Origin of the sequence: Streptomyces marispadix (assembly GCF_022524345.1) — a bacterium.
In the GTDB taxonomy this organism is placed as follows: domain Bacteria; phylum Actinomycetota; class Actinomycetes; order Streptomycetales; family Streptomycetaceae; genus Streptomyces; species Streptomyces marispadix.
The window spans coordinates 3201887-3217976 of sequence record NZ_JAKWJU010000002.1 but is presented as its reverse complement, the minus strand read 5'-3'; the positions used below and the strand labels follow the sequence as shown (position 1 = coordinate 3217976).

The following is a 16090-nucleotide window of genomic DNA, read 5'->3' as shown; positions in this document are numbered from 1 at the left end:
CCTGTGTCCATGTCCGAGTACGGGCGGGGCGGGCCCGTGTCCGTACGCGGGTACGGAAGTCCGCGGACGCCCGTCGGACACCGTCGGGCGCGCTCCCGGATGCGCCCCCGCGGACCCCGGGGCGGGGGTCAGATGTCGGGTTCGAGATGCGTCTCCTCGAAGACCAGCAGCGTGCGGGTGCTGATCACCTCCGGGATGGAGTGGATTCGCGTGAGCACCAGGTCGCGCAGCGACTGGTTGTCCGCGGTGTGCACCAGCAGCAGTACGTCGAAGTCGCCGCTGACCAGGGCCATATGGGCCGCGCCGGGCAGTTGCAGCAGCTTCTCGCGGACGCTGCGCCAGGAGTCCTGGACGATCTTGAGCGTGATGTACGCGGAGGCGCCCTGCCCCGCCCGTTCCTCGTCGATGCGTGCGCTGAAGCCCCGGATGACGCCGTCGTCGACGAGACGGTTGATGCGGGAGTAGGCGTTGGCGCGGGAGATGTGGACCTGTTCGGCCAGTGCGCGTACCGACATGCGGCCGTCCGACCGCAGCAGACGCAGGATGTCCCTGTCGACGGGGTCGAGGGGACGGGCAGGAGGGCGGTGGTCCAGGGGCCTCGGAGCGGCGCCCTCCGCCGTCTCCGCCCCCTCTTCGCCGGGGGCGCCGGGTTCGCTGGACGATTCGGCAATCTGTCCGTCCGGCATGCCCTCTGGCCTCCCCTCGCTGGACGTCTTGCTCCCATCGAACGCACGATCGCTCAACTTGTCCACAGGCTCTCGCCGCCTGTAGCCAAACTGTGCCGACAACCGAACAATCGGTAGGGGAGCGCAGCAGTGAGCTCCACGCCCATCGGGGCCTGTCCGGGAACTCGCTCCCGGACAGGCCCTGGGGCTCACGTGCGACCACGCCAGGCGACATACGACGACACGACTCGGCGGTCCGGCCCTGCCCGGGCCCGGCGGTCCCGACAACCCGCAGCCCCCACGAGTGAGGTGCTCACCATGACGGTTCTCGAGCAGTCCGGTGCCTACCACCTCGCACCGCCCCCGGACTGGCGACCCCGCCGCGACCCCGCTCCCCTGCTGCCCGACGGGGAACCGTTCCGGCTTCTCGGTACGGGCGCGGAGCTGGACGGCGAGCTGCTGCGCGAGCTGTACGGACAGCTCGTGCGCGGCCGCAGGTTCAACGAGCAGGCGACGGCGCTGACCAAGCAGGGCCGCCTCGCCGTCTATCCGTCCTCCACCGGCCAGGAGGCCGCCGAGGTCGCCGCGGCGCTCGCCCTGCGCGAGCAGGACTGGCTCTTCCCCAGCTACCGGGACACGCTCGCGGCCGTCGCCCGCGGCCTCGACCCGGTGGAGGTGCTGTCGCTGCTGCGCGGCGACTGGCACAGCGGCTACGACCCTCGTGCGAGCCGAGTCGCGCCCCTGAGCACCCCGCTGGCCACGCAGCTTCCGCACGCGGTGGGGCTTGCGCACGCCGCACGCCTCAAGGGCGACGACGTCGTGGCCCTCGCCATGGTGGGCGACGGCGGCTCGAGCGAGGGCGACTTCCACGAGGCGCTCAACTTCGCCGCCGTCTGGCAGGCCCCGGCGGTCTTCCTCGTGCAGAACAACGGCTTCGCGATCTCCGTACCCCTGGCGAAGCAGACCGCGGCGCCCTCCCTCGCGCACAAGGCCGTGGGGTACGGCATGCCGGGGCGGCTCGTCGACGGCAACGACGCGGCGGCGATGCACCACGTGCTCTCGGAGGCCGTGGAGCGCGCCCGCGGAGGCGGCGGCCCGACTCTGGTGGAGGCCGTGACGTACCGGCTGGACGCCCACACCAACGCCGACGACGCCACCCGCTACCGGGAGGCCGCCGAGGTGGAGTCCTGGCGCGAGCACGACCCGCTGAGGCTGATGGAGCGTGAGCTGCGGGACCGCGGGCTGCTGGACGAAGCCGGCGTGCGGGAGGCCGCCGAGGCAGCCGAGCGGATGGCGGGCGACATGCGTGAACGCATGCACCAGGAGCCGGAGTTGGATCCCATGGATCTCTTCGACCACGTCTTCGCCCACCGGACGGCGCAGCTTCACGAGCAGGCCGGGCTGCTGCGCGCGGAGCTTCAGGCCGCCGAGGCGGAGGGGACCCCGGCGGCCGGGCAGCGGCACGGCGGACGTCAGCAGGACGACGAGCGAGGGGGCCGCGAATGAGCACGGCGACCGGCACTTCCGTTGAATCCGGCGCGCAGCCGCCACGGGAGCAGGCACGCAAACAGTCCACGATGGCGCAGGCCCTCAACCGCGCGCTGCGCGACTCCCTCGCCGCCGATCCGTCCGTCCACGTCTTCGGTGAGGACGTGGGGACCCTCGGCGGGGTCTTCCGTGTGACGGACGGCCTGACGAAGGAGTTCGGCGAGGACCGTTGCACCGACACCCCGCTCGCCGAGGCGGGCATCCTCGGCACCGCCGTGGGCATGGCGATGTACGGGCTGCGGCCCGTGGTGGAGATGCAGTTCGACGCCTTCGCCTACCCGGGGTTCGAGCAGCTCGTCTCGCACATCTCGCGTATGCGCAACCGCACTCGCGGGTCGCTGCCGATGCCGCTCACGGTCCGTGTGCCCTACGGCGGCGGCATCGGCGGCGTCGAGCACCACAGCGACTCCTCCGAGGCGTACTACATGGCCACGCCCGGACTGCACGTCGTCACCCCGGCGACCGTCGCCGACGCGTACGGGCTGCTGCGCCGGTCGATCGCGAGCGACGACCCCGTGATCTTCCTGGAGCCGAAGCGGCTGTACTGGGGGAAGGCGGACTGGTCGCCCGAGCAGCCGGAGGAGGTGCCGGAGATCGGCCGCGCGGCCGTCCGGCGCCCCGGCACCTCGGCGACGCTGATCACCTACGGCCCGTCCCTGCCGGTCTGCATGGACGCCGCGGAGGCGGCGGCGCGCGACGAGGGCCTGGAGCTGGAGGTGGTGGATCTGCGTTCGCTGGTGCCGTTCGACGAGGAGACGGTCGTGGCGTCGGTGCGCCGTACGGGCCGGGCCGTCGTGGTGCACGAGTCGGCGGGCTTCGCCGGGCCGGGCGCGGAGATCGCCGCGAGGGTGAGCGAACGCTGCTTCCACTATCTGGAGGCCCCTGTGCTGAGGGTCTCCGGCTTCGACATCCCGTATCCGCCGCCGATGCTGGAGCGGCACCATCTGCCCGACGTGGACCGGGTACTGGACGCCGTGTCGAGGCTCCAGTGGGAGAGCGAATGGCGTGCGCAGGACGCCGGGGGAGGGGTGAACTGATGGCCTCCGTACGGGAGTTCACACTCCCCGACCTGGGAGAGGGGCTGACCGAGGCGACGGTCGTGCGGTGGATGGTGGCCGTGGGCGACGTGGTGGCGGTGGACCAGCCCGTCGTCGAGGTCGAGACGGCCAAGGCGCTCGTCGACGTGCCCTGCCCGTACGGCGGTGTCGTCACCGCCCGCTACGGCGAGGAGGGCGCGGAGATCCCGGTCGGCGCGCCGCTGCTGACGGTGGCCGTGGGGGCGTCGCAGGAGGACGCGGGCTCCGCTGCCCCGTCCCATGACGAAGCGGGCAGCGCCGTGGAGGGAGCCGTGGACGGAGCCGACGGCACTCGCGTCGCGGCCCCCGCGAACTCCCGTCCCGCCGCCGAGAGTTCGGGCAACGTACTGGTCGGGTACGGCACCGGTGCCCCGGCGGGCCGCCGTCGACGCTCCCGCCCCGTCGACGGTTTCGGCGCGCCGGTCCCCCCGGCCCCTGCTCCGCCTCCGCCTCCCAGGGCGGCGGAGCAGGGGCCGGTCGCCGTCATCTCCCCGCTGGTGCGGCGCATCGCCCGCGAGCACGACCTCGATCTGCGGGCGGTCGACGGCAGCGGCCCGGACGGCCTGATCCTCCGTGCCGACGTCGAGCGTGCCGCGCGCTCCCTTACGGAGAAGGCAGGGCTGGCGCCGGAGGACCGGCCGGCTTCCGGGAGCACGGCTGCGCCGCCGGTCACGGGCGCCGGGACCGAGGGCGGGACCGAGGTGCGCATTCCGCTGACCGGATTCCGCGGCACCGTCGCCGACAAGCTCTCCCGCAGCCGCCGCGAGATCCCCGACGCCACCTGCTGGGTGGACGCCGACGCCACCGAACTCCTCGCCGCCCGGCGGGCGATGAACGCACACGCGGAGGCGAACGGCGCCGCCAGGATCTCGCTGCTGGCGCTTCTCGCGCGTATCTGCACGGCCGCGCTCGCACGCTTCCCCGAGCTGAACGCGACGGTCGACACCGAGGCCCGCGAGGTGGTGCGCCACTCCGGGGTCCATCTCGGGTTCGCAGCGCAGACCCCCAGGGGGCTGGTGGTCCCGGTCGTACGGGACGCGCACACGCTCGACACGGCCGGGCTCGGCGAGGAGCTGGCGCGGCTCACCGAGTCGGCCCGCACCGGCGATCTCAAGCCGTCCGACATGACCGGCGGCACCTTCACGCTCAACAACTACGGCGTCTTCGGCGTCGACGGCTCGACCCCGATCATCAACCACCCCGAGGCGGCGATGCTCGGCGTCGGCCGCATCGCCGAGAAGCCCTGGGTCCACGAGGGGCAGCTCAGCGTGCGCCGGGTCGTGCAGCTCTCCTTCACCTTCGACCACAGGGTGTGCGACGGCGGTACGGCGGGCGGCTTCCTGCGCCATGTCGCGGACTGCGTGGAACAGCCGGCGGTGCTGCTCCGTACGCTCTAGGGCGTGACCTCAGACGCCCACGCGCATACGCACGCCCACGAGGACGCCCACGGCAGCGCCCGTACCTATGACGCCGTCGTCCTCGCGGGCGGCGGCGCCAGGCGCCTCGGCGGCACGGACAAGCCGTCCCTGACGGTCGGCGCCCGCACCCTGCTGGACCGCGTGCTGTCCGTGTGCGCCGACGCGTCCACCACGGTCGTCGTCGGTCCGCGAAGGCCCACGAGGCGCCCGGTCGCCTGGGTCCGTGAGGACCCGCCGGGCGCGGGGCCGCTCGCCGCGCTAGACGCGGGCCTGGGCCCCGTCACCGCTCCCGCGGTGCTGGTCCTCTCCGCGGATCTGCCGTTTCTGCGCCCGGAGACGGTACGGGCGCTGCTGGACGCGGCGGGCTCGGGCCCGGAGGGGGGCACCGGCGCGCACGGCGGCAAGGCCGCCGACGACCACGCGAACGAGACCCACGCCGACGCCGCCACCGACAGCGCCTTCGACAACTCCTTCGACAACGACGCAGACTTCGACGGCGCGATCGTGAACGACGGCCGTGACCAGCCGCTTCTCGCCGCCTACCGCACCGATTCGCTGCGCCGTGAACTGGCCCTGCTGCGTACCGAATACGGAAGCCTCACGAGCCTCCCCTTGCGGCTGATCCTTCCTGAGCTGAGACTTCAGCGAATCGACGTCGCAGTCGGCGGCCGGACGACGGCGTCCGATGCGCTCGACTGTGACACCTGGGAAGACGTCGCCGCCGCGAGGGCCCGTATCAGGGAGCATGACACCGTGCTGGACGAATGGATGGCCGCAGTGAAGGCCGAACTCGGCATCGAGCAGCTCGACGTCGACACGGCCGTACTCCTCGACCTGGCGCGGGACGCCGCACACGGTGTCGCGCGTCCCGCCGCGCCGCTGACGACGTTCCTCGTCGGTTACGCTGCCGCCCAGCGGGGCGGCTCCCCCGAGCAGGTCGCCGAGGCCGCCGCCAAGGCGTCCCGGCTGGCGGCACGTTGGGCCGCAGAGAGCGAGGAGGCGACCGGCCGGGAGACCACGGGCGGTGAGCAGCCCGGCGAGGAGCAGGGCGACGGCCGATGAGCGGCGCCGACGAACTCGACGAGGCCGTCGCACTGGCCAACGGCTCGGCGGCAGCGGCCATGCGCCGCACCGGCGGCGGCCACGGCGCCTCCGGGACCCCGGAGAGCGGCGAGCCCCCGCGGCCCCGCGCCTCCGCCGCCGGCCGTGAGGGGACAGGCGACGGCGCCCACCGCGACGCCCCGTCCGTACAGCACGGCGACGACGAACTCGCCGCACCTGACTGGCTGTCGCCCCGCACGAGCCGCGACGCCGGCCACCGCGGTGCCCGTGAGGAACCGTCGCAGTCCCACGCCCACGACGTCCCCTGGCCCGACGCCCGTGACTTCGCCGCACGGGCCGCGGGCCGCCTCCCCTCCCGCGCCCTCCCCCTCGACGAGGCGCTGAACCACACCCTCGACGCCCCGCTCGACGCCCTCACGGACCTGCCGTCCTTCGACACCTCCGCCATGGACGGCTGGGCCGTCTCCGGCCCCGGCCCCTGGACGCTTCCCGAAGACCCCGCGTCCGCGGGCGTCCTCGCGGGCGCCACGTCCGAGCCGGGCCCGCTGCCCGACGGCCGTGCCGTGCCCATCGCCACGGGCGCCCGTATCCCCCCGGGCGCGAGCGCGGTGCTGCGCTACGAGTACGGCGAGACGGACGGCACCCGGCTGCGTACGGCCCACCGCCCACAGCCCGGTACGGACATCCGGCCGCGGGGCCAGGAGTGCCGTTCGGGAGACCGTCTGCTGCCCGCGGGCACGCAGGTCACGCCGCCCGTGCTGGGCCTCGCCGCCGCCGCGGGCTACGACCGGCTGACCGTCGCCGCTCGGCCGCGTGCCGAAGTCCTCGTGCTGGGCGACGAGTTGCTGCATCGCGGCGTGCCACGTGACGGGCGTATCCGCGACGCCCTCGGCCCGGCCCTCGCGCCGTGGCTCTCGGAGCTGGGCGCCGACGTGATCGTCACCCGGCGCCTCGGCGACGACGCGGAAGCACTGCACGAGGCCGTGGCCACGACCACCGCCGATCTGCTCGTCACCACGGGCGGCACGGCCCGCGGGCCCGTCGACCATCTGCGTCCCACGCTGGCCAGGGTCGGTGCGCGTCTCCTCATCGAGGGCGTACGGGTACGGCCGGGCCACCCCATGCTGCTGGCCCGCCTGCCGCGCCGCCACGGTGCGGAAGGCGGCGGCCCGCATCTGGTGGGTCTGCCCGGCAACCCCCTCGCGGCCCTCTCCGGCCTGGTGACCCTCGCGGCGCCGCTGATCCGCACGCTCGCCGGACTGCCCACGGCGCGCGGGGCGTTCGCGCTCCTCACGGACGACGTCCAGGGGCATCCCCGTGACACCCGGCTGGTGCCCGTCGCGTTCTCGACCGCCGAGGCGGACACCAGGTCGCGTGCCCGGACCCTGCGCTACAACGGCCCCGCGATGCTCCGCGGGGTGGCCACCGCCACGGCCCTGGCCGTCGTACCGCCCGGCGGGGTCCGCGCGGGCACCGACGTACAGGTGCTGCCGCTGCCCTGGTTCGCCTGGTGAGAGCGGTGTCCCAGACCAGCGACCGCTACCGCATCCTGCTGCCGCGTTCCGAGGTCAGCCCCCAACTCCAGGTCGGACGGCGTCTTCTCGCGGCGCTGCTCGTCCTGGTGACGACGGTGCTGATCGTCTACCTCGACCGCGACGGCTACCGGGACAACGCAGACGAGACGGTCTCCTTCCTCGACGCCGTCTACTACACGACCGTCACCCTCTCCACCACCGGATACGGCGACATCGCACCCGCGAGCGACAGCGCACGCATCGCGAACATCCTGCTCGTGACGCCGCTGCGCATCCTCTTCCTGATCATCCTCATCGGCACCACTCTCGAAGCGCTCACCGACCGCACCCGCGAGCAGTGGCGCCTCGCCCGCTGGAGGTCCCAGTTGCGTGACCACACCGTCGTCGTCGGCTTCGGCACGAAGGGCCGCTCGGCAGCGCAGACCCTGCTGTCCACAGGCGTACGCCGGGACCGGATCGTGGTCGTCGACCCGAACCACCACGTCGCGAAGGCCGCCAACGACGAGGGCTATGTGAGCGTCGTCGGCGACGCCACCCGCAGCGACGTGCTCGCCCGCGCCGAGGTCCGCAGGGCGAAGCAGATCGTGATCTCCACGCAGCGCGACGACACGGCGGTGCTGGTCACGCTCACCGCACGGCAGATCAACCGCCGCGGCTGAAGATCGTCGCCGCCGTACGGGAGGAGGAGAACGTACCGCTGCTGCGCCAGTCCGGGGCCGACGCCGTGATCACCAGCGCGAGCGCCGCAGGACGTCTCCTCGGTCTCTCCGTCCTCAGCCCCAACGCGAGTTCGGTGATGGAGGACCTCATCCAGCAGGGTTCGGGACTCAGCCTCACCGAACGGCCCGTCACCAAGGCGGAGGCGGGGCGTCCGCCCCGGGAGTGCAAGGACCTGGTCGTCACGGTCGTAAGGGGGCACCGGCTGCTGGGATACGACGATCCGCAGGCCGATCCGCTCCAGTCCACGGACCGCGTCGTGGTGATCCAGCGCTCCGCGGCGACGCTCGCGGGCGCGGACAACTCGCGCAACGACTCCGGCGGAGGGTCCCTGGGCAGCACCGACCCCACGCACACGGGCGCGAGGGGCGGCGGCACCTTCGGCGACCCGGACGGTACGGACGACGAGGGGCCGGACGGACTCGGCGGCGGTCTCGACGGCGGTGGCGGGCTCCGCGGACCCGGCGGAGGGGGCGGCTCGCGCGTGCCCGGTGGACGAGGGGGACCCGGCACGGTGGGCTTCTGGCGCCACGAACGCGGTCCCGGCCGCTGACCGGCGGCCGCGCAGCGCCGCAGCACCCGAGCGCGGCGGCACCCGAGCGTCGCAGCATGAGCACCGCGGCACCGCACGCCATCCGCCCTCCCAGCATGGACAGTTGGGCCGCACCGCACAGCGGGCGCCGCCCGCGCCGTCGTACGTCCGCTGCCCGAAACGGCCCGTACGCCCGTGAGTTGGGCACACAGCACGAGGCCCGGCGTACGGGCGAGCCGGTGATACGACCGCGCGGGGCGGTGCCGTAGCGGCGGACCCTCGGAGTAGCGTCGGCCCCATGGGTACGTCCAACTCCACGATGCACGCGGTCACCGTCTCCGAACCAGGCGGGCCCGAGGCCCTCGTCTGGGCCGAGGTCCCCGTCCCCGAACCAGGCGAGGGCGAGGTGCTGGTCGAGGTCGCGGCGAGCGCCGTCAACCGTGCCGACATCCTCCAACGGCAGGGCTTCTACGATCCGCCGCCCGGCGCCTCCCCCTACCCCGGCCTCGAATGCTCGGGCCGCATCTCGGCGCTCGGTCCCGGCGTGAACACATGGGCCGTGGGCGACGAGGTCTGCGCGCTGCTGGGCGGCGGAGGCTACGCCGAGCAGGTCGCCGTCCCCACCGGTCAACTGCTGCCCGTACCACAGGGCATCGACCTGCGGACGGCCGCTTCGCTTCCCGAAGTGACCAGCACCATCTGGTCGAACGTCTTCATGGTGGCGCATCTGCGCCCCGGCGAGACGCTGCTGATCCACGGCGGCGGAAGCGGCATCGGCACCATGGCGATCCAGCTCGCGAAGGCTGTCGGCGCGAAGGTCGCCGTCACCGCGGGCAGCAAGGAGAAGCTGGACCGCTGTGCGGAACTGGGCGCGGACATCCTGATCAACTACCGCGAGCAGGACTTCGTGGAGGCCGTACGCGCGGGAACGGACGGCCAGGGCGCGGACGTCATCCTCGACATCATCGGCGCCAAGTACCTGGAGCAGAACATCAAGGCGCTCGCGGTCAACGGCCGTCTCGCGATCATCGGCCTACAGGGCGGCCGCAAGGGCGAGTTGAACCTCGGCGCGCTGCTGGCCAAGCGGGCCGCCGTGACGGCGACTTCGCTGCGGGCCCGTCCGGCGGCGGAGAAGGCGGCGATCGTAGCGGCCGTGAAGGAACATGTGTGGCCGCTGGTCTCCGACGGCAGGGTGCGCCCGGTCGTCGACAGCACCGTTCCGATGAGCCGTGCCGCGGACGCCCACCGTGCGATGGAGGAGAGCGCACACGTGGGAAAGATCCTGCTCACTCCTTAGCGCCCAGCCACGGCCGAACAGACCCTTCCGGATGCCGGTTTTGTCCAACCATGTAACGCTGATTGCATTATTGGACGATCCGCAACGGGAGGGTCTCTGCCGTGCGGCACAGACGCCACACCCTCGTTCCCACCCACCCCCGTACACTCCGCGCGACCGCGGCGACGCCGTGCGTGGCCGCGTTGCTGGCCGCCGTACTCACCGGCGCCGCACCCGGTGCCGAGGCACGCGACGACGCACGCCACGACGGGCCGATGGGCACGGCCGTGATCAGCGCTACGGACGGAGCGGACGCGAAGTCGCCCCGTACGCACGGCACTTCGCACACCGCTGTGCACCCCGCAGTGCACCCCGCAGTGCACCCCGCTGTGCACCCCGCCACGCGTACGACCGTGCACACGTCCGTGCCTGCGGCTGTGCGCGCCGCCGTGCAGCTACGGCCGTCCCCCTCCGCCCCGGCGGCACGGGACGCCCGGGGTGCGCACGACGGCGACGGGCCACGTGAGGACGACGGGATCGGCGGCAGCGAGAAGGGCGGCGCGGACGACGGTTCCGGATCGGATGCCGCCGAGGGCACGGCCGAGGGCACGGCCGAGGGCTCAGCCGGGGGTTCAGAGGCGGGCCCGGGCGACGTATCCGGTGACATGTCCGGGGCCTTCGGCACCCAGGACCTCTACGAGACCGAACAGCCCGGACCCGCATCCCCCGGCGGGGATTCCGTCTCGGAGGGCGCTCCCACGACCGCCGCCACGGGCCAGGTGTCCCCTGTGCTGCCCTTCGGCGCCGGACTGACGCTGATCGGACTCGGACTCGCCCTGATCGCCCTGCGGTTGAGGCACACCTGACGCGGTCCGGTCACGAGCCGGCCGCTCCCGGACCGCCCCTGCGATCTCCCGGCGTCCCCCCGCCCCCTCCGCTTCCCGCCGATGAACCGGACTCGGCGGACGGGTGGCCGGACCGTGAGTGCAGAATGGAGGCATGACACAGCCGAGCAACGAACGGCCGAAGGAGAGCCAGCACGTCCTGGTGGTGGGACCGGACGGCATGGCTCTCGGCAGCGCCGACTCCAAGGCCGCCGGCGACGGCGACGAGCAGGCTGAGGTTCCCGTCACGGACATGGTCGAGCAGCCCGCGAAGGTCATGCGCATCGGCAGCATGATCAAGCAGCTTCTCGAAGAGGTGAAGTCGGCTCCGCTGGACGAGGCGAGCCGCGTACGGCTCAAGGAGATCCACACCAGCTCGATCAAGGAGCTGGAGGACGGCCTCGCTCCCGAGCTGATCGAGGAGTTGGAGCGGCTCTCGCTGCCCTTCACCGACGACACGGTCCCCACCGACGCCGAGCTGCGCATCGCGCAGGCACAGCTCGTGGGCTGGCTCGAAGGTCTCTTCCACGGCATCCAGACGGCGCTCTTCGCGCAGCAGATGGCGGCGCGCGCACAGCTTGAGCAGATGCGCAGGGCGCTGCCTCCGGGCACGCTGCCCGAGGACGGCACCCTCGGCGACGAGGAGCCGGGACGCTCCGCCCGCTCCGGCGGCCCGTACCTGTAGGCCCGGCCTCCTGTAGGTCCGTGGCACCGAAGGGGCCCGGCTCCGCAGGCCGTGTGCTGCCACGAGACCTCCGGAGGCCCGGCTCCAGGAGGCCGCTCCCGTAAGCAAGTCGAGCAACGGACGCTCAGCGGCGCGCGGGGCCGTACGGCCATGGCGCGACCGGCTCCGGCCCACCCTGACCGCTCGGTTCCGGCTCCGGCGCACGGCCCGCCATCCAGTGGTAGAGGGTCATCGCGACGCTGGTGGCGAGGTTGTAGCTGGAGACCTGCGGACGCATCGGCAGGGCCACGAGACGATCGGCGCGTTCGCGCAGCGCGTCCGACAGCCCGTGCCGCTCGGAGCCGAACGCCAGCAGCGCGTCGTCCGGCAGTACGAGACCACGGAGGTCCCGGCCTTCCGGATCGAGGGCGTAGAGCGGGCCCGGCGGAAGCTCCTCCGGCTCGCACCGCCGCACCCGCGTCGCGAAGTGCAGCCCGGCGCTCGCCCTGACCACGCTCGGGTGCCATGGGTCGACCGTGCCGGTGGTGAGCACCCCCGCGGCGCCCGCACCCGCGGCGAGCCTGACGACCGCGCCCACATTGCCCAGATGACGCGGCTCGTCGAGTACGACCACGGGCGCCGTACGCATGTCGGCGACCGCGCCTTCGCCGCGTACGGCGAGGGCAGCGACCCCCGTGGGATGCGGACGCGGGACCAGCCCGCGCAGCGTGCCCGCCGGCACCTCGCTCAGCAGCGCGTCCAGCCTCTCCGTCAGATCGGGGGCCAGCTCGCCCGAGAGCGCGAGCACGGCGTCCCGGTCCTCCGTGAGCGCCAGCGGTACGGACGCCTCGAAGCGGAGCGCGTGTTTCAGAGCATGGAAGCCGTCCAGGAGCACGTTGTTCCCGGCCAGTTCGCGCCACTGACGCAGCAGCGCCATGTCGGCGCCGCTGCCGCCGGTGCCGCTGCCGCCGGGGCCGCCGCCGCCCGGGTCGCAGTCACCCGGGTCGCCGCCGCCCGGGTCCGCCGCAGCCGTCCCCGTGTCCTCTCCGCCGATCATGGCGTCAGCGTACGGATACCCCGCCGCCGCTCCGCTGCTGAGGCACCTGCGAACCCGAACCTGAAGCCCCGCCGTCCGAACCCGCTCTGTCACCGCCCGAGCCATGGTCGTACGTACCGTGCGCGCGGCCGGGCCGCAGCCGGTGCAGCACCCGCTCCCAGCCGCCCTGGAACCGGTCGCCCACCCACATCAGCGCGATCGTCGGCAGGAAGACGGCGTCGGCCGCGATCATCGCCATCGAGAAGAACGGCAGCCCGAGCAGCACCGCGATGCTGCAATGCTCGGCGATCATCGCGGCGAGCAGCACGTTCTTGACGCGCCGGTTGAACAGCGTGAAGGGGAACGCCACTTGGACCGCGACCGTGCCGTAGGTCGCCAGCAGGATCAGCAGCCCGCTGCCCGCCAGGAAGGAACTCAGTTCGGGCCAGGGGGAGAAGTAGTCCAGGTTCATCGGGTAGTAGACGGCGGTGCCGTCCTGCCACCTCGACCCCCTGGATCTTGTACCAGCCGGCGGTCGAGTAGATCAGGCAGACCTCGACGACGATCACGAGCAGCGCCGCGTTGTGCACGAGGTTGGCGAGCATGTCGCAGACGGTGCGCAGCTCGCTGCCGGGCATATAGCGGTTCGCCATCCACCACACCGCGTGTGCGGCCCACAGCGCCCAGAAGAACAGGCCCCAGCCGATGCTGAGCGCTCCGCCCACCGTCGACGCGAGCATGATGGCGCCGAACAGGACCCACAGCACGGCACCGGTGGTGTCCCTGCCCGCGGACGGCGGGCCGTCCGCCGCGCCCGGACTCCCCGCCGCTGCCGCCTTCCTGCGCCGGCGGCGGGCGTCGAGGGACCAGACCTCGGCGCAGCGGGTGAGGATCACGTACATCGCCATGAGATGGATGACGTTGTCCCCGCCGTCGCCCATGAAGACGCTGCGGTTCTGAAGCCCCAGTACGCCGACCATGTAGATCACTGAGGCCGTACGCGTCCGCCAGCCGACGATCACGGCGACGCTCGCGGCGACGGCCAGCACGTAGACGAACTCGAACCAGACTGTGCTGTCGGACCACATCAGCACGGTGAAGGCGTGGTTGGAGTCGATCAGCCGTTCCGCGAGCTTCCAGCTCCACGGCCCGTCGGGCCCGTACAGCTCATGGCGGTGCGGGAACTCCCGCAGCAGGAAGAGAAGCCAGGTGAGTGCGAAGCCGATCCGTACGACCGCGGTCTGGTACGGGGCGACGGCCTCGGAGGTTACGCGGGCCAAGGCGCGGGCGAGGAAGCCCTCGTAGGGGTCGGGCGCGGGAGGTACGGGGGCGCCGGAGGCGGCTGAGGGCGCGGGAGCCGGCGGTGGCGTGGACAGGTCCCTGTCGTGCTGCGGTTCGGTCACTTGTCCCAGCCCCCCGGAAGGTCGGCGCTGCCGATCTGCCACCAGGGCTGCACCTGGTACTCGGTCTTGGCGTCGGACTTCTCGTCGCTCCAGGAGGGAGGCCGGACGGGTGTCGTCGCGGACCGGACCTGGATGCGCTCGACCGTGCCTCCGTTGAGTTCACGGCCGAAGCGCAGCATCACTATTCGCTTGATGTACGTCTCGGACAGCTCGCCGCGCAGTCCGAGCGGCTTGCCCTTGTCGTCGTGCGCTCCCCGGTAGAACTCCCAGCCGCGGCGCAGCTCGTTCTGCTGGATGTGGCTGGGTGCGAGATTGTGGTCGATGTCCTGGCCGTCCATCTTCGAGAGGTTGACCCAGCCGGTCGTCTCCGTGCTGCCGTCGTCCTTGGCGACGCGGGCCCGTGCGTGTACGGCGATGTTCTGCTGGAGGGGGTTGGGCGCGAAGAGCTTCCAGTTCTGCTCGAACTCGGGGTAGACGTAGTCGTCGATCCCCTGGCCGTGCTTCTTGCTGAGCGTGTTCGCGGGCGCCACGTGCAGGAAGACCATCGAGAGGTGGACGGCGACGGCCAGTACGACGGCCATCGCGGACAGCGCCACGATCGTGCGTCCGGCCCGCGACAGCGACGCGGTCCCCTGGCGGGCCCTTGCCGTTCCGTGGTGGAGCGCCGCAGTTCCCGGGCTTTCCGCCCGCCCGTGTGGCGGTCCGCCGGGCGCCTCGTAGTGCGGCTGCGCCGGCTCGTGCGGCGGCTGCGGCCGCGGTTCCCCCTGCGGCGCCTGCTGCTCTTCTGGCTCCATGCCCTCCCCTGCTCCCCGCGTCCGGTCGGTCGCCCGGCAAGTCAGCCGATACGACCTCAGAGATTATTCGAGCCTTGACACCCTGTGGGCCCTCGGCTCACCATTGAACCGAACGATCGGTCGGTTGGGAGTGCGGCTTCGGCCGCCGTCAAGGGGGTCGGGATGACATCGGTGCTGCTCGGCGAGGGCGCGCGGGGCGCCGGAGAGCCGGCGGAGTCCGTCGCGGCCTTCGACAGCGCGATCGCCGCGGACGAACGGATCGAGCCGCGCGACTGGATGCCGGACGACTACCGCAAGACTCTCGTGCGGCAGATGGCACAGCACGCACACTCCGAGATCATCGGCATGCAGCCCGAGGCGAACTGGATCACCCGTGCGCCCTCCCTGCGCCGCAAGGCCATCCTCATGGCGAAGGTGCAGGACGAGGCAGGCCACGGCCTTTATCTCTACAGCGCGGCGGAGACGCTGGGCACCAGCCGCGAGGAGCTGCTCGACAAGCTGCACTCCGGCCGCCAGAAGTACTCCTCGATCTTCAACTATCCGACGCTCACCTGGGCCGACGTCGGCGCGATCGGCTGGCTCGTCGACGGCGCCGCCATCACCAACCAGGTGCCGCTGTGCCGCTGTTCCTACGGTCCGTACGCACGGGCGATGATCCGCATCTGCAAGGAGGAGTCTTTCCACCAGAGGCAGGGCTTCGAGCTGCTGCTGGCGCTCAGCCGCGGCACCGAGGCACAGCACGCGATGGCGCAGGACGCCGTCGACCGCTGGTGGTGGCCCTCGTTGATGATGTTCGGGCCGCCGGACGACGAGTCCGCGCACAGCGCCCGCTCCATGGAGTGGAAGATCAAGCGCCATTCGAACGACGAGCTGCGGCAGCGGTTCGTGGACATCTGCGTCCCGCAGGCCGAGGCCCTCGGACTCACGCTCCCCGACCCCGAGCTGCGGTGGAATGAGGCGCGGGGGCACTGGGACTTCGGAACCATCGACTGGGAGGAGTTCCGCCAGGTGCTGAAGGGCAACGGCCCCTGCAACGAGGAGCGGATAAGCCGCCGCCGCCGTGCCCATGAGGAGGGCGCCTGGGTGCGGGACGCGGCGGCAGCGTATGCGGCGAAGCACTCGGCTGCGGGCCCCGCCGCGGCCGGACCAGCACATGCGGAGACGGCGGTGAGCGCGTGATGAGCGGCGACTGGCCCCTTTGGGAGGTGTTCGTACGCAGCAGGCGCGGCCTGTCGCATACGCACGCCGGAAGCCTGCACGCACCGGACGCCGAGATGGCCCTGCGCAACGCACGCGATCTGTATACGCGGCGCTCCGAGGGCGTCTCGGTGTGGGTCGTTCCCTCGCACCAGATCACCGCGTCGTCGCCGGACGAGAAGGACCCGTTCTTCGGCCCGTCCGCCGACAAGCCGTATCGGCACCCGACGTTCTACGAAGTGCCCGAAGGGGTGCGGAACCTGTGACTCGAGCCGACGAGTCC

Annotated in this window: 14 protein-coding genes and 2 pseudogenes; 12 read left to right on the top strand and 4 right to left on the bottom strand. The window is 72.3% G+C overall.

The window, feature by feature from the left end:
* Positions 1–128: 128 nt before the first annotated feature.
* Positions 129–686, bottom strand: a complete 558-nt coding sequence (locus MMA15_RS13405) for an Lrp/AsnC family transcriptional regulator (RefSeq protein WP_241059759.1) — start codon at positions 684–686, stop codon at positions 129–131.
* A gap of 297 nt (positions 687–983) precedes the next feature.
* Between MMA15_RS13405 and pdhA the strand changes: the two genes are divergently transcribed.
* The 10 genes and pseudogenes from pdhA (at position 984) to MMA15_RS13355 (ending at position 11398) form a co-directional block, all read left to right on the top strand.
* Entirely contained in the window at positions 984–2171 is a 1188-nt protein-coding gene (pdhA, locus tag MMA15_RS13400; RefSeq protein ID WP_241059757.1) for a pyruvate dehydrogenase (acetyl-transferring) E1 component subunit alpha, read from the top strand.
* Complete coding sequence (locus tag MMA15_RS13395; protein WP_372498237.1) at positions 2168–3250, top strand: alpha-ketoacid dehydrogenase subunit beta; 1083 nt, start codon at positions 2168–2170, stop codon at positions 3248–3250. Before pdhA ends, MMA15_RS13395 begins: the two co-directional genes overlap by 4 nt.
* A complete protein-coding gene (locus tag MMA15_RS13390; RefSeq protein ID WP_241059755.1) occupies positions 3250–4686 on the top strand; it encodes a dihydrolipoamide acetyltransferase family protein in 1437 nt (478 codons plus the stop codon). The genes MMA15_RS13395 and MMA15_RS13390 overlap by 1 nt, the downstream gene beginning before the upstream one ends.
* Positions 4687–4689: 3 nt before the next feature.
* Entirely contained in the window at positions 4690–5769 is a 1080-nt protein-coding gene (locus MMA15_RS13385; RefSeq protein WP_241059753.1) for a DUF6457 domain-containing protein, read from the top strand.
* Positions 5766–7283 carry a molybdopterin molybdotransferase MoeA gene (locus MMA15_RS13380; protein WP_241059751.1) on the top strand — a complete coding sequence of 506 codons (1518 nt, stop codon included), beginning with the start codon at positions 5766–5768 and terminating at the stop codon, positions 7281–7283. The genes MMA15_RS13385 and MMA15_RS13380 overlap by 4 nt, the downstream gene beginning before the upstream one ends.
* A pseudogene (locus MMA15_RS13375) lies at positions 7280–8298 on the top strand (potassium channel family protein); the annotation flags it as partial. The gene MMA15_RS13380 and the pseudogene MMA15_RS13375, both read left to right, overlap by 4 nt.
* Before the next feature lie 332 nt (positions 8299–8630).
* The gene (locus MMA15_RS13370) at positions 8631–8822 is read left to right on the top strand and encodes a hypothetical protein (protein WP_241059749.1); all 192 of its coding nucleotides are present in this window, start codon (positions 8631–8633) and stop codon (positions 8820–8822) included.
* Between the two features lie 50 nt (positions 8823–8872).
* Positions 8873–9850, top strand: coding sequence for an NAD(P)H-quinone oxidoreductase (locus MMA15_RS13365; RefSeq protein WP_241063174.1), 978 nt, complete (start codon positions 8873–8875; stop codon positions 9848–9850).
* A gap of 101 nt (positions 9851–9951) precedes the next feature.
* Positions 9952–10695: a hypothetical protein gene (locus MMA15_RS13360; protein ID WP_241059747.1), complete on the top strand. Its 744-nt coding sequence runs from the start codon at positions 9952–9954 to the stop codon at positions 10693–10695.
* A 133-nt stretch (positions 10696–10828) separates the two neighbouring features.
* Positions 10829–11398 (top strand): bacterial proteasome activator family protein, encoded by a 570-nt coding sequence (locus MMA15_RS13355; RefSeq protein WP_241059746.1) that lies wholly within the window; start codon positions 10829–10831, stop codon positions 11396–11398.
* Positions 11399–11522: 124 nt separating this feature from the next.
* On the opposite strand, the gene MMA15_RS13350 is transcribed toward MMA15_RS13355, so the two are convergent.
* The 3 genes and pseudogenes from MMA15_RS13350 to MMA15_RS13340 all read right to left on the bottom strand — a co-directional run bounded on the left by MMA15_RS13350 (position 11523) and on the right by MMA15_RS13340 (position 14610).
* Positions 11523–12314 carry a TrmH family RNA methyltransferase gene (locus MMA15_RS13350; protein ID WP_241059744.1) on the bottom strand — a complete coding sequence of 264 codons (792 nt, stop codon included), beginning with the start codon at positions 12312–12314 and terminating at the stop codon, positions 11523–11525.
* 124 nt (positions 12315–12438) lie between these two features.
* Positions 12439–13816, bottom strand: a pseudogene (locus MMA15_RS13345) (HTTM domain-containing protein).
* Positions 13813–14610, bottom strand: coding sequence for a DUF5819 family protein (locus MMA15_RS13340; RefSeq protein WP_372498236.1), 798 nt, complete (start codon positions 14608–14610; stop codon positions 13813–13815). Before MMA15_RS13340 ends, MMA15_RS13345 begins: the two are co-directional and overlap by 4 nt.
* 162 nt (positions 14611–14772) lie before the next feature.
* On the opposite strand from MMA15_RS13340, the gene paaA reads away from it, so the two are divergent.
* Both paaA and paaB read left to right on the top strand, forming a co-directional pair.
* Entirely contained in the window at positions 14773–15789 is a 1017-nt protein-coding gene (gene paaA, locus MMA15_RS13335) for a 1,2-phenylacetyl-CoA epoxidase subunit PaaA (RefSeq protein WP_241059742.1), read from the top strand.
* Positions 15789–16073, top strand: a complete 285-nt coding sequence (paaB, locus tag MMA15_RS13330) for a 1,2-phenylacetyl-CoA epoxidase subunit PaaB (protein ID WP_241059740.1) — start codon at positions 15789–15791, stop codon at positions 16071–16073. The genes paaA and paaB overlap by 1 nt, the downstream gene beginning before the upstream one ends.
* Positions 16074–16090 lie beyond the last annotated feature (17 nt).